The 12037-nt window shown below is 65.7% G+C and carries 13 protein-coding genes; 5 read left to right on the plus strand and 8 right to left on the minus strand.

The features are described 5' to 3' along the window. Positions 1-23 precede the first annotated feature (23 nt). Complete coding sequence (locus tag ABIB95_RS32640) at positions 24-410, minus strand: VOC family protein (RefSeq protein WP_354245548.1); 387 nt, start codon at positions 408-410, stop codon at positions 24-26. A gap of 417 nt (positions 411-827) precedes the next feature. Here ABIB95_RS32640 and ABIB95_RS32645 point away from each other — a divergent pair, with 417 nt between their 5' ends. Next, positions 828-1268, plus strand: a complete 441-nt coding sequence (locus ABIB95_RS32645) for an antibiotic biosynthesis monooxygenase family protein (protein WP_354245551.1) — start codon at positions 828-830, stop codon at positions 1266-1268. A gap of 50 nt (positions 1269-1318) precedes the next feature. On the opposite strand, the gene ABIB95_RS32650 is transcribed toward ABIB95_RS32645, so the two are convergent. Then, positions 1319-2257, minus strand: a complete 939-nt coding sequence (locus ABIB95_RS32650; protein WP_354245554.1) for a DMT family transporter — start codon at positions 2255-2257, stop codon at positions 1319-1321. Between the two features lie 133 nt (positions 2258-2390). Between ABIB95_RS32650 and ABIB95_RS32655 the strand changes: the two genes are divergently transcribed. From ABIB95_RS32655 to ABIB95_RS32665, 3 genes are all read left to right on the plus strand, one after another. Then, positions 2391-2987 (plus strand): bifunctional transcriptional activator/DNA repair enzyme AdaA, encoded by a 597-nt coding sequence (locus tag ABIB95_RS32655; protein ID WP_354245556.1) that lies wholly within the window; start codon positions 2391-2393, stop codon positions 2985-2987. A gap of 103 nt (positions 2988-3090) precedes the next feature. Next, positions 3091-3657: a TetR/AcrR family transcriptional regulator gene (locus tag ABIB95_RS32660; protein WP_085402664.1), complete on the plus strand. Its 567-nt coding sequence runs from the start codon at positions 3091-3093 to the stop codon at positions 3655-3657. 48 nt (positions 3658-3705) lie between these two features. Beyond that, on the plus strand, positions 3706-4428 hold the full coding sequence (locus ABIB95_RS32665; protein WP_354245558.1) for a 3-oxoacyl-ACP reductase family protein: 723 nt from the start codon (positions 3706-3708) through the stop codon (positions 4426-4428). 73 nt (positions 4429-4501) lie between these two features. Here ABIB95_RS32665 and map read toward each other — a convergent pair whose 3' ends face one another. Then, entirely contained in the window at positions 4502-5320 is an 819-nt protein-coding gene (gene map / locus ABIB95_RS32670) for a type I methionyl aminopeptidase (protein WP_063980716.1), read from the minus strand. Between the two features lie 107 nt (positions 5321-5427). Then, positions 5428-6744, minus strand: coding sequence for a mechanosensitive ion channel family protein (locus ABIB95_RS32675; protein WP_071916939.1), 1317 nt, complete (start codon positions 6742-6744; stop codon positions 5428-5430). A 210-nt stretch (positions 6745-6954) separates the two neighbouring features. Here ABIB95_RS32675 and ABIB95_RS32680 point away from each other — a divergent pair, with 210 nt between their 5' ends. After that, the gene (locus tag ABIB95_RS32680) at positions 6955-8748 is read left to right on the plus strand and encodes a potassium/proton antiporter (protein ID WP_166075672.1); all 1794 of its coding nucleotides are present in this window, start codon (positions 6955-6957) and stop codon (positions 8746-8748) included. Positions 8749-8894: 146 nt separating this feature from the next. Here ABIB95_RS32680 and modC read toward each other — a convergent pair whose 3' ends face one another. The 4 genes from modC to ABIB95_RS32700 all read right to left on the minus strand — a co-directional run bounded on the left by modC (position 8895) and on the right by ABIB95_RS32700 (position 11757). Next, positions 8895-9557 carry a molybdenum ABC transporter ATP-binding protein gene (gene modC / locus ABIB95_RS32685; RefSeq protein ID WP_166075700.1) on the minus strand — a complete coding sequence of 221 codons (663 nt, stop codon included), beginning with the start codon at positions 9555-9557 and terminating at the stop codon, positions 8895-8897. Between the two features lie 2 nt (positions 9558-9559). Beyond that, positions 9560-10255, minus strand: a complete 696-nt coding sequence (gene modB / locus ABIB95_RS32690; protein WP_354245563.1) for a molybdate ABC transporter permease subunit — start codon at positions 10253-10255, stop codon at positions 9560-9562. A gap of 19 nt (positions 10256-10274) precedes the next feature. After that, positions 10275-11060: a molybdate ABC transporter substrate-binding protein gene (modA, locus tag ABIB95_RS32695; protein WP_354245565.1), complete on the minus strand. Its 786-nt coding sequence runs from the start codon at positions 11058-11060 to the stop codon at positions 10275-10277. Between the two features lie 193 nt (positions 11061-11253). Further along, positions 11254-11757: a hypothetical protein gene (locus tag ABIB95_RS32700; protein WP_354245567.1), complete on the minus strand. Its 504-nt coding sequence runs from the start codon at positions 11755-11757 to the stop codon at positions 11254-11256. Between the last annotated feature and the right edge of the window lie 280 nt (positions 11758-12037).

Raw genomic sequence — 12037 nt, forward strand, 5'->3', positions numbered from 1 at the left:
GCCACCGGGGGCTCGTCGTCCGCCTAGGGCGAAAGGCCTCCCGGCGGGGTGCAGACCTCGACCAGGACATGGCCCGGCGCGGTGACATAGAAGTGCGGGACGCGCGCGCCGCCGCCACGGTCCATGAAGGCGATCCTGCTCGGGTTCAGGCCCGCGGCCTTTAGCTCGGCGTGCTTGGCTTCCACCTCGGCTGCCTCGTCGTAGTAGAAGCCGATATGGAAATTGGCGGGATAGTCGGCCGGCTCGCCCGTCCTGCCGCGCATCACGGTCAGGATGAAATCCTCCTTGTTGCGCAGGACGACGAGGGCCTCGCCGCGCGAGGCATAGGGTGCAAAGCCGAAGAAGCGCTCGAAGAAGGCGGCAAGCGCGGTGACGTCCGAGGTCGCGAGGTTGAGATGTTGCAGTCGCATAGGTGCTCTCCGTTCAGGTGAAGGAACGGACGGAACGAGATTCCACACTGAGCGGCGGCCGAGTTGACACGACGACATGACCCGCCGAGCAGCGTGACGATCGCGTCACTCTGTCCGGCCGTGGGTCCTACCGTGGAGACGGTGGCAGAATTCCTGGCAAGTCAGGAACAGGCCGGGCTTACCAATCCGGCCATGCCTTTTTCGGCGCGCTCCGGGTAGCAGAGTTCGCGCACATCGGCAACGCGGGGAGCCGGTCAGGATGTTGCCGGCCCGGATTCCCGGCGCCGTCTACGCTCGGGGCGACTGAGCCGTCGGAAAAAAATTTCACACCAGCTGTCTTCGCTCTCCTGCCTCGTTCGTCTCAGCGCTGTTGGCCGGTCGAGTGGCCAGCCGATCTTCCGCAACAGGAGAATATCAATGTCCCGGACCAGACCTGAGCCGTCGCGTCGTGCCTTCGTTGCCACCGGCCTCGGAGCCGGTGTCTTGCTCGCCGCGCAATCGGCGCCGTCCCGCAGCCAGAACAGGAGTTCGAAAATGGAAGCGACCATTCGCACCGGCAGCGACGTCACGACCCTCGTCAACGTCTTCACGGTCGAGCCGGACAACCATCAAAAGCTGGTTCAGCTGCTGAAGGAGGGCACCGAGACCTTCTTCAGCAAGCAGCCCGGGTTCATCTCGTCCAGCATCCACGCCAGCAAGGAGGGCCGGCGCGCGATCAACTACTCGCAATGGGCAAGCGCGGGGGACATCGAGAATTTTCGCCGGGATCCGCGATTTGCGCCGTACATCCAGCGCCTTGCGGCGCTGTCGAAGGCCGAGACGATCCTGTGCGAGGTCGTCGAGGTCAATCATGCCTGATCTGTAACGGCGGCTCGGGGGCGGTCCAAGAGACCGCCCCGCTGACGCTCTCACTGTTCGAGACCACGCTGCCGCGCCGGCAGGGGCATCGTGATGGCGATGACCCCGGCGAGAATGAGCGTCATGCCTGCAAGGGCCGACCAGGTGAAGCGTTCGCCGAGCCATGCCGTGCCGAGCGCCACCGCGAAGCCGGCGCGCAGATAGCTGCCGCTGGTCGTGCCGAGTGGGCCGAGCGTGCGGATCAAGCGGAAATAGATCACCATCGCGAGCGCCGTGCAGACCTCCGCGAGGCCGACGACGGCCGCGACCGCCTGCGAAGTCGGTGCCAGCGTCCAGGGTCGCTCGAGGACGAGTGCGGCAGGGATCATGAGGATCGCGGCACAGCTCATGGCGCCGGCCGCCGTGACGGTGGCGGGAAAGCCGGAGAACCGCTGCCCCCATATCGGTGCGAGCGCATAGCAGAGGCTTGCGCCGAGCACTGCGGCCTGCGCCAGCGGGGCCGTCGTACCCAAGGAGGACAGCGCATCGATGCCGATCGTGACCGCGACACCCGCAAGACCGAGCGCGACGCCGATGATCTTCCGGCTGCTGATCGCCTGCCGCCCGCGTCCGGTCATCATCGCGATCGCGAGCACGAACATCGGCGGGGTCGCATTGAGCACGCCAGCGAGACCGCTTGCGATATGCAGCTCGCCCCAGCTGATCAGGGTAAACGGCAGCGCGCTTTGCAGCAGCCCCTGCACGAAGAACGCCCCCCACATCGGTCCTCGACCGGGAAAAGCGTGTCCCCGAGCGCGAGCGATCGCGATCAGGAGAATGGCCGCGATCGTCACGCGCGCGGCGACCATCGTGAATGGCGGGATCGTCGGGATTGCGACCTTGATCAGCGTGAACGAGCTGCCCCAGATCAGTGAGAGGAGGAGCAGGAGCCCGATCTCGAACGTGAGCGTGGTTTGTCCTGACGTCGTTTGTTGCGCCTGCGTGTGCATTGCGAATCTGCTCCGGGATGGACCGGGACCATGATCCGGCGTGGTGGCGCAGGCTGGCTGGATTCGGACCTCATCGCCCGATCGAGTCCGATTCCAGCTACTCGGCGGGCTGCGATGAAACTATTCTTCCGCCATGGCAACAGGCTCGGCACATCGGCAAACGCTGCCGCCGCATCTCGACTGGGACACCTGCGATCGGGCGCGGCTGGCGCGGGCACGCGCGTTCGACGGGCTGTTCTTCTCCGGCGTTCGCTCGACGAGGATCTACTGCCGGCCGGTCTGCCCGGTTCGCCCGGCGCGCTCCGAGAACGTCACCTTTTATGCGACCGCCGCTGCCGCCGAGCGCGCCGGCTTTCGCCCGTGCCTGCGCTGCCGGCCGGAAACCGCGCCGGGATCGCCGGCCTGGATGGGAACGGCTACCACCGTCGCGCGCGGGATGCGCCTGATCAATGACGGATTCCTGGATCGCGCGTCGATGATGGACCTTGCGGAAGTCCTGGGAGTCGGGCCGCGCCATCTGCTCCGCCTGTTCATGCGCCACGCCGGTGCGAGCCCGAGCGAGATCGCCACGACCCGCCGTGTGCAGGAAGCCAAGCGTCTGATCGACCAGACCAGCATGACATTGGCGGAGATCGCCTTCGCCGCCGGTTTCGGCAGCGTTCGCAGATTCAACGATGCATTTGTCGCGACCTACAAGCGGCCGCCGTCGTCATTCCGGCGTCGCCACTAGGCCGCCGAGCCAGGCATCACCCGATCTGCTTCCCGCCATGTCGCGCGCAATGCCGCCGCATTTTATAATTGACTATTCGTTCCAGAATAACTATTGTCGTGTCATGGCAAGGACCAAGGAATTCGATCAGGACGAGGCGCTCGATGCCGCGATCGGTGCGTTTCGCGAGCACGGTTTCGAGGGAACCTCGACGCCGATGCTTGTTGACGCCATGGGGATCGGCCGCCAGAGCATCTACGATACGTTTGGCGACAAATGGCAACTCTATTGCGCCGCGGTGCGCCGCTACGCGGCCAGCGAGGTCGAAGCCCATCTTGCCGCGCTGCGGGCGCCGCCGCGCGCGATTGACGGCCTCAGGGCGATGATCGACCGCGTCGTTCGCGACGCGAACGAGGCTTGCCTGGGCATCGGCTCGATCAGCGAGTTCGGCCGCTCGCGGGATGACCTCACCAGCATCCATGCGGCGTCAGGCCGCGCGCTCCAGGGCGCCGTTTCGAAACGCTTGCGCGAAGCGCAGGCCGACGGCGACGTGGCGCGGGATCTCGACGCCGACGACGCAGCCGAGTTTCTGCTGGCGAATGTTGCCGGTATTCGAATCGCCGCGCGCGGTGGCGCCAGGCCGCGCCAATTACGGGCGCTCGGCGCCATCGCATTGCGCGCCCTTGGGTAATTTTTTTGGTTAAATCTGGAACGATCGTTCAAAATAAGGAGAGAGCAAATGAGCAGCAAAGTCGCGTTGGTGTTTGGTGGAGCGCGCGGCATTGGCGCCGCGATCGCGGTCCGTCTCGCACGGGACGGGTTCGATATCGCGCTGACCTACGTGTCGCGACCGGACAGTGCCGCCGAAATCGTGGCCGCGATCGAGAGCGCTGGCCGCAAGGCCGTCGCGATCAAGGCCGATAGCGCCGATCCCGCCGCGATCCGCGCGGCCGTCGCCGAGACCGTGAGCCGGCTTGGGGTGCTTGATGCGGTCGTCGTCAACGCGGGCATTCTCCGCCTCGGTCCCGTCGAGCAGTTCAGCCTGGAAGACCTCGACCTCATTCTCGATGTGAATATCCGCGGCGTCTTTCTGGCCATCCAGGCGGCAGCCGGGCAGATGCGTGACGGCGGCCGCATCATCACGATCGGGAGCAACACGGCGATCCGGACAGGGACGCCGGGAGGCAGCGTCTATGCCATGACCAAGGCCGCCGTTGCCTCCTTGGTCCGCGGCGTTGCGCTCGACCTGGCGCCTCGCCGGATCACGGTCAACAACGTCCAGCCGGGCCCGACCGAGACCGACATGACGGCCACGATGGTGTCGCGGCTGAAAGAGATCGTTCCGTTGAAGCGCGTCGGTGAGCCCGGCGAGATCGCCGCGCTGGTGTCATATCTGGCGGGCCCGGAATCCGGCTATATGACCGGCGCCAGCCTCACCATCGATGGTGGCTACGTGCTGTAAGAGGTCCGCCTCTGACGACGGATCGTCGCCGGCGAACAGGATGGCAGGATCGCATCGCGGTCCTGCCGGGCCATCACCCGATCTGCGTCTCGCCGTGCCGCTTCGACAGCGTGAAGATCTCGACGCCCGTCGCGGTCACCCCGACGGAGTGCTCGAACTGTGCCGACAGCGAGCGGTCGCGGGTCACCGCGGTCCAGCCGTCGGAGAGGATCTTCACGTGCGGCTTGCCGAGATTGATCATCGGCTCGATGGTGAAGAACATGCCGGGCTTGAGCTGAACGCCTTCGCCGGGCCGGCCGATATGGATGATGTTCGGCTCGTCGTGGAACATGCGCCCCAGGCCGTGGCCGCAGAAATCGCGCACCACGCTCATGCCCTGCGGCTCGACGAAGCTCTGGATGGCGTGGCCGATGTCGCCGGTGGTGGCGCCCGGCTTGACCGCGGCGATGCCGCGCATCATCGCCTCATACGTCACCTCGATCAGCCGCTCGGCCTTGCGGGCGATCGGGCCGACCGCATACATCCGGCTGGAATCGCCGTACCAGCCGTCGACGATGAAGGTGACGTCGATGTTGACGATGTCGCCTTCCTTCAACGGACGGTCGCCGGGCATGCCGTGGCAGACCACGTGGTTGAGCGAGGTGCAGGTCGAGTAGCGGTAGCCGCGATACATCAGCGTCGCCGGATAGGCGCCGTGGCTGAAAGCGAAGTCGCGGACGAACTGGTCGATGCGCTCGGTCGGCACGCCGGGCCCGACGATGTCGGTGAGCTCGTCGAGGCACTTCGCCACCAGCGCGCCCGCCTTGTGCATGCCGGCAAAAGCGCTCGGCCCGTGCAGCTTGATCTGTCCGGTCTTGCGCAGGGAGGTATCGGAGGCTTCGACGTAGCTCATGCGGGGCTGGTCTCGGTGTCGGCGGAAGGGCTTGATTTCAGGGCCATAATCTAATGATCACGGGCCCTCATGCAAGTCAGGCGTGGCTCTTGCGCCCGAAACAGGGCCTAATTCGGGACTTCTACGGTGGTTTCCACCGGCAGAGCGCCGCCCCGGACGCGAATCTCGCGGACGGGATAGGGAACCCGGATGCCCTCGCGCTTGAAGGCCTCCCAGAGCGCCAGCATCACGTCGCTCTTGACGCCATCCATGCCGTCGGGGTCCGCGATCCAGAAGGTCAGCGAGAACTTCATCCCGGCTTCCGCGAACTCGGTCAGGATGCTGTTCGGCGGCTTGCCCTTCTGCGCGCGGGGATGGGCGGCCGCGGTCTCCGCGGCGAGCTTGCAAACCAGCCGCGGGTCGGCGTCGTAATTGGTGCCGAAGGCGATCTTCACCAGCGTGTTCTTGTCGGTATAGGTCCAGTTGACGACCTTCTGCGTCACCAGGTCCTCGTTCGGCACCAGGAATTCGCGGCCATCGCCGGCGGCGACGGAAATATAGCGCGTCTTCATCGCGCTGATGCGCCCGGTATTGTCGCCGATGGTGACGAGGTCGCCCGGCTTCACCGACTTGTCCGCAAGCAGGATGATGCCCGAGATGAAGTTGGCGACGATCTTCTGTAGGCCGATACCGATGCCGACGCCGACCGCGCCGGAGAACACCGCGAGCGCCGAGAGATCGATACCGACCGCGCCGAGCGCGATGACGATTGCGATGGCCAGCAGCCCGATCCGGATGATCTTGACCAGCAGCACCTGCACCGACGGGGTCAGATCGGTGGTCGAGTTGATCCGGCTCTCGGCGAAATTGCTGGCGATGTTGGTGGCCCAGAGCGCGATGAGCAGGAGCGCGCCGGCCTTGATCACCAGCAGCGGCGTCAGCCGCAGGCCGCCGAGCACGATCGCAAAGGAATCGAGCAGATCGACCGTCGTGTCGAGCTGTCCGATGATGGACAGCGCCGCGACGAACCACGCCGAGATCGACACCAGCTTGACGATGAAGGCGTTGCGCAGCACCGAGGTCACGAGCCGGATCGCAAGCCAGGCCAGTCCCAGCTTGGCGGCGACCATCAGGAGATAGCTGCGGCTCGGCCAGGTCGCGTGATACATCACCACGCGGGAGAGGATCACCATCAGGGTGAACACCGCCGTCGAGGCGCTCGAGACCATCACCCGGGCGAAGTGCCGGAGCGGCAGCGGCCAGTGTATCGCCAGCGATGTCATGTCGATGCGGTTGCGAACCCCGGCTTCCGCGGCATAGGCGATGCCGGCCGCGGCCAGGATCAGGCCGAATTGCAGGTAGAACCAGGGCGAGGAGATTTCCGCCCCGACGCTGCGCGCGGTGGTCTGCACGAACTCCATGAAGTCTTTGAGGTCCATGTCCATCGGTCTCGTCGGCAAGCAGGCGGGAGGATTTGATTCGAGGGCGGCGCAGAATTCCACAAAGGGCGCCGCCGGGCCATCGATACACCGCTAAGTGAAGCGCGTTAAGGCCGCAAAATACGGGCAGATTGCCGCGAGTGGGAGAAAATGGGTTGGCGTGGGAGTCTGCCGACGATAAGGATGCAATTCCAGCGATTTGTACCCGGAAGGTGGATGGCTTCCCTCGACTCTGTCAGCCTCGCCATATTGCTCGGCGCCGTCCTCGTCATGGCCGGTATCCTGTCGAGCCTGCTTGCTCTGCGCTTCGGCGCGCCCCTGCTGCTCGTCTTCCTCGCCATCGGCATGCTCGCAGGCGATTCCGGCCCCGGGCAGCTTCAGTTCGACGATGTCCGCACCACCTATCTGGTCGGCTCGGTGGCGCTCGCCCTGATCCTGTTCGACGGCGGCCTGAAGACGCGCTTTGCCAGCATCCGCACGGTGCTCGCGCCGTCCGTCGTGCTCGCGACCGTCGGGGTGCTTCTGACCGCGCTGATCACGGCGCCGTTCGCCAAATACGCGCTCGACCTCAACTGGACGGAATCGCTGCTGGTCGGTGCCGTCGTGGCCTCGACCGACGCGGCCGCGGTGTTCCTGCTGGTGCACACCCAGGGCCTGCGCCTGCGCCCGCGCGTCGGTGCGACGCTGGAGGCCGAATCCGGCACCAACGATCCCTTCGCGATCTTCCTCACCCTGATGCTGGTCGAATACATCTCGCTGGGATCGAGCTCGGCGGGCCATGTGGCGATGGAGTTCATCCAGGAGGCGGTGCTGGGCGCCGTCGTCGGCTTCCTCGGGGGACGTCTCGTCGTCGTCGCGCTCAACCGGGTTGCGCTGCCGCAGGGCCTGCATGCGCCGTTTGTCACGACCGCGGCGCTCGTGATCTTCGGCGGCTCGCAGATCATGCACGCCTCCGGATTCCTCGCGGTCTATCTCGCCGGCATCATCATCGGCAACCGCCCGACCCGCGCGCATAATTCCGTGGTGGCATTCCTGGATGCCGCGACGTGGCTGGCGCAGATCGTGATGTTCGTGCTGCTGGGCCTGCTGGTTTCGCCGAGCCGGCTCGGCACGAGCGTGCTGCCGGCGGTCGGGGTTGCGTTCGTCCTGATGCTGGTCGCGCGGCCGATCGCGGTGTTCGTGTGCCTGGCGCCGTTCCGCTTCAACTGGCGCGAGAAGATCTTCATCGCCTGGACCGGCCTGCGCGGCGCGGTCGCGATCTTCCTGGCGTCGATCCCGATGCTGGTCGGCCTGTCGAAGGCCTATCTCTATTTCGACGTCGCCTTCGTCGTCGTCATCATCTCGCTCCTGCTGCAAGGCTGGACGCTGGCGCCCGCCGCGCGCAAGCTGCACGTGGCGCTGCCGCGCGCCGAGCGTGGTCCGCGCCGTGTCGAGCTGGATCTGCCCGGCCAGCTCGAGCAGCAGCTCGTCGGCTATCCGGTGCGGCCCAAGAGCCTGTATTTCCGCCGCGGTCTGATCCCGTCCTGGTCCAAGCCGACGCTGGTCATCCGCAATGAGAACATCTTGACCCCGACGGAAGCCGAGCCGATCGCGCCCGGCGACTACATCTACCTGCTGGCCCCGCCGGAAAAGGCCGAGTCGCTCGACCGCTTCTTCGTCGACATGCAGCCGAGCTCGGCGCCGGATCCGCATCTGCTCGGCGACTTCATGGTCTCCGGCGAGCACACGCTGGCCGAGCTTGCCGAGATCTACGGCGTGAAGGTCGGCGAGGATGACGGCAAGCTGACCCTCGCCGACTATTTCGACGTCCATCTCGACCGCGCGCCGAAGGAGGGCGCCGAGCTGCCGCTGGACGAGATCGTGCTGGTCGCGCGCAGCATCTCCGGCGGCCGCGTCAACGTCGTCGGCCTGCGTCTGCCGGAGGACGAGGAAACGCCCGCGCCGCTGACGCGCCGGCAAGCGCTGCGGCGCAAGCTCGCGGATTTGTGGACGTCGGTGGCGGGGGTGTAGCGCCGCGCTCTCCGTTTTCAGTTTGGCGGGACGGAGCGGCCGCAAGCTCGTCATTGCGAGCGCAGCGAAGCAATCCAGCCTGCCTCCGCGAAAAGACTCTGGATTGCTTCGCTACGCTCGCAATGACGGGGAGGGGCCTCAACCCCTCACGTCAACACCTTCACCCCGCCGAACGACGTCACCCGCCCCTGCTTCAGCATCACGATCTGCGTCGCGAGCTGGCGCAGCTCGGCGGCGTCGTGGCTGACATAGACCATGGGGACATTGGCCTCGTCGCGCAGCCGTACCAGATACGGCAGGATCTCCAGCTTGCGGCCCTCGTCGAGCGCGCCGAGCGGTTCGTCGAGCAGCAGCAGGCGCGGCCTCGACAGCAGCGCGCGCCCGAGCGCGACGCGCTGGCGTTCGCCGCCGGAGAGCTTTCCTGGACGGCGATCAAGGAGCGCGCCGATGTCGAGTAGCTCGATGATGCGCTTGTGCTGGGCAGGATCGGGCGTGAGGCCGTTCATCCGCCTTCCATAGTCGAGATTTTGCGCGACGTTGAGATGCGGAAACAACCGCGCGTCCTGGAACACATAGCCGATGCGGCGGCGCCAGGTCGGGACATGGATCCCGGCCGCAGTGTCGTCCACGGTCTCGCCGTCGATCACGATGGTGCCGCGGTCGGGCCGCAGCAAGCCCGCGATCATGTTGACCAGCGAGCTCTTGCCGGCGCCCGACGCGCCGAACAGGCCGATGACGCGACCTTCGCTGGTGAAGGTTGCGGAGAGCGAGAATTCGCCGAGTTGTTTTTCGATGTCGACGCGCAGCATGGTCAGTTCCCGTGCAAGCGCTGTGTGGCGCGGCGGGCGAACCATTCGGCGGCGATCAGCGCGCCGAGCGCGAGCACGATCGAGATGATCACGAGTCGTCCTGCGGCCGCGTCGCCATCGGGCGTCTGGATCAGCGAGTAGATCGCCGAGGAAATCGTCTGGGTTTCGCCGGGAATGTTGGAGACGAAGGTGATGGTCGCGCCGAACTCGCCGATCGCCTTGGCAAAGCCCAGCACCATGCCGGCGAGCACGCCGGGCAGCGCCAGGGGTAGCGTCACCGTGAAGAACACTTTCCAGGGCGCCGCTCCCAGCGTCTCAGCCGCCTGCTCGAGCCGGCGATCGATCGCCTCGATCGACAGCCGCATTGGGCGCACCAGCAGCGGAAACGACATCAGGCCGCAGGCGAGCGCCGCCCCGGTCCAGCGAAACGCGAAGACGATACCGAGATAGTCGGCCAGAAATCCGCCGACGAGTCCCTTGCGACCAAAGGTGAGGAGCAGGAGATAGCCCGTAACGACAGGCGGCAGCACCAGCGGCAGATGCACGAGCGCATCGAGCACCGATTTGCCCCAGAAGTCATGGCGGGCAAGCAGCCATGCCAGCGCAATGCCGAACGGGGTTGCGACCAGCGTAGCGATGACGGCGACCCTGAGCGAGAGCAGGATCGCCGTCCATTCGGCGGGAGAGATCTCGATCACGAAAAATCAGGTTGCAAAATTAAGTCGTGGGACTGACCAGGAACTTGAAGCCGTATTTTTCCAAGATGGTCTTGGCAGTGGTCGAGCGCAGGAAGGCGAGATAGTCGTTGGTCTCGGCCTTTGCGGTGGTCGTTGCTGCAACCGGATAGATGATCGCGGGATGGGAGTCCGCCGGGAAGGTGCCGACGACCTTCACGCCGGGCTCGACCTTGGCATCGGTCGAATAGACGATGCCGAGATTGGCCTCACCACGTGCCACCAGCGTCAGCGCGGCGCGCACGCTCTCGGCCATGGCGAATTTCGGCTCCCCCGCCTGCCAGGCGCCCAGCTTCTCCAGCGCCGCCTTGGCGTATTTGCCGACCGGCACCGACTTGACGTCGCCGGTCGCGATCTTGCCGTCGCCCGCGAGCTTGGCGAGGTCAAAGCCTTGCGCGATCGTGACGTTGTCGATCTTGGAGTCCTTCGGCGCGATCAGCACGATGCTGTTGCCGAGCAGATTGACGCGGGTCGGCTCGTTGATGGTCTTCTTCGAGATGGCGTAGTCCATCCAGTCGGTGTCGGCGGAGACGAACACGTCGGCCGGCGCGCCCTGCTCGATCTGCTTGGCGAGCACCGAGCTTGCGGCATAGCTGACGCTGAACTTGACGCCGGTCTTGGCGGTGTAGGCGGCGTCGATCTCGTCGAGCGCGTTCTTCATCGAGGCGGCGGCGAATACGGTGATGGTCTTGTCCTCGGCGGCGGCAGGCGAAAGGCTCGCGCTCGCGAAGAGGACGAAAGCGGTGAAAAGTCCGGCAATACGAATCATGGAGTGCGCTCCGTGCGAGTTCGCGCGCGCGAATGCACGCGCAAATCTGGCGTTGGGTGGGTTGGCGTGCGACGGGCGGAAGCGCTGTTCCACGTGTCCCCGCAACGGCTTACGGCCGGCGGGGATATCGCAGGTGCGAAGATAGCAGGCTAAGCCTTCAGGTCAAAGGCGGCCGTTTGTCCAACCAAGCGACTTATTGTGCCGGCAGGATCGCGATCGACAGCGAATTGTCCTTGGCGCCGCTGACCTGGAGCACGAAAGGCTGCGCCGACAGCTCGTATTTCATGGTCTTGCGGATGCCGTCGCAATCGGTCGCGCCGCTGAAGGCCACGGGCTTGAGGAAGTGCCCGTCCTGGACCACGTCCACCCAGGCCCCGGAGGACAGGCTGACGGTGTAGAGCCCGGCCTTCGGCGCCTTGATGCTGGTGAAGCCCGCGAAGGTGCCGTCCTTCGGCGCCCTTTCCGGCGGCGTCGGCAGCTTCGCGTCCGCGGGGGCAACCAGCCCCAGCGTGATGGCCGACGACGGCAGCGCCGCCTGTTCGCTTCCCGTGGCGAGCCTGGCACGGTCCGGCGCGGTGAGCGCGGCGCGCTCACGCTCGATCGGCCATTTGAACTTGTCGCAGCCGCTGGGCTCTTCGGCAGCCAGAGCGGAGGTCGCACTGAGCGAAAGCGCAGCGAGGACGGTGAGGACGCGCATGTCAAATCTCATCGTTGGCCACACGAACGATGCGGGGCTTGCGGTCATTGCTGAAAGGCGGGATGCGCGTCCCGACAGGGCCGCTCGGCTTACGGCAGAGCGGCAAGGCCATCCTAGCGCATTTCAGAGGATGGGAGCCAGTAATGACTCTGTCATCCCGGACAAGCGCAGCGAAGCGGAGCGCAGATCCGGGATCCATAGCCCCAGGGAGGAATTTGACGAAGACTCGGAGTTACCGCTTCGCTCAACCACCGCTCCCTGTGGTTATGGATCCCGGGCT

It is taken from the genome of Bradyrhizobium sp. LA2.1 (assembly GCF_040547725.1).
Lineage (GTDB): Bacteria > Pseudomonadota > Alphaproteobacteria > Rhizobiales > Xanthobacteraceae > Bradyrhizobium > Bradyrhizobium barranii.

What these genes read in the sequence shown, in the direction of transcription:
- ABIB95_RS32650 (WP_354245554.1), bottom strand. Translation starts at nt 2,257, where the DNA reads ATGCACACGCAGGCGCAACAAACGACGTCAGGACAAACCACGCTCACG.
- ABIB95_RS32700 (WP_354245567.1), bottom strand. Translation starts at nt 11,757, where the DNA reads ATGCGCGTCCTCACCGTCCTCGCTGCGCTTTCGCTCAGTGCGACCTCC.
- ABIB95_RS32660 (WP_085402664.1), top strand. Translation starts at nt 3,091, where the DNA reads ATGGCAAGGACCAAGGAATTCGATCAGGACGAGGCGCTCGATGCCGCG.
- ABIB95_RS32655 (WP_354245556.1), top strand. Translation starts at nt 2,391, where the DNA reads ATGGCAACAGGCTCGGCACATCGGCAAACGCTGCCGCCGCATCTCGAC.
- ABIB95_RS32665 (WP_354245558.1), top strand. Translation starts at nt 3,706, where the DNA reads ATGAGCAGCAAAGTCGCGTTGGTGTTTGGTGGAGCGCGCGGCATTGGC.
- ABIB95_RS32645 (WP_354245551.1), top strand. Translation starts at nt 828, where the DNA reads ATGTCCCGGACCAGACCTGAGCCGTCGCGTCGTGCCTTCGTTGCCACC.
- ABIB95_RS32640 (WP_354245548.1), bottom strand. Translation starts at nt 410, where the DNA reads ATGCGACTGCAACATCTCAACCTCGCGACCTCGGACGTCACCGCGCTT.
- modC (WP_166075700.1), bottom strand. Translation starts at nt 9,557, where the DNA reads ATGCTGCGCGTCGACATCGAAAAACAACTCGGCGAATTCTCGCTCTCC.
- modA (WP_354245565.1), bottom strand. Translation starts at nt 11,060, where the DNA reads ATGATTCGTATTGCCGGACTTTTCACCGCTTTCGTCCTCTTCGCGAGC.
- ABIB95_RS32675 (WP_071916939.1), bottom strand. Translation starts at nt 6,744, where the DNA reads ATGGACATGGACCTCAAAGACTTCATGGAGTTCGTGCAGACCACCGCG.
- ABIB95_RS32680 (WP_166075672.1), top strand. Translation starts at nt 6,955, where the DNA reads ATGGCTTCCCTCGACTCTGTCAGCCTCGCCATATTGCTCGGCGCCGTC.
- map (WP_063980716.1), bottom strand. Translation starts at nt 5,320, where the DNA reads ATGAGCTACGTCGAAGCCTCCGATACCTCCCTGCGCAAGACCGGACAG.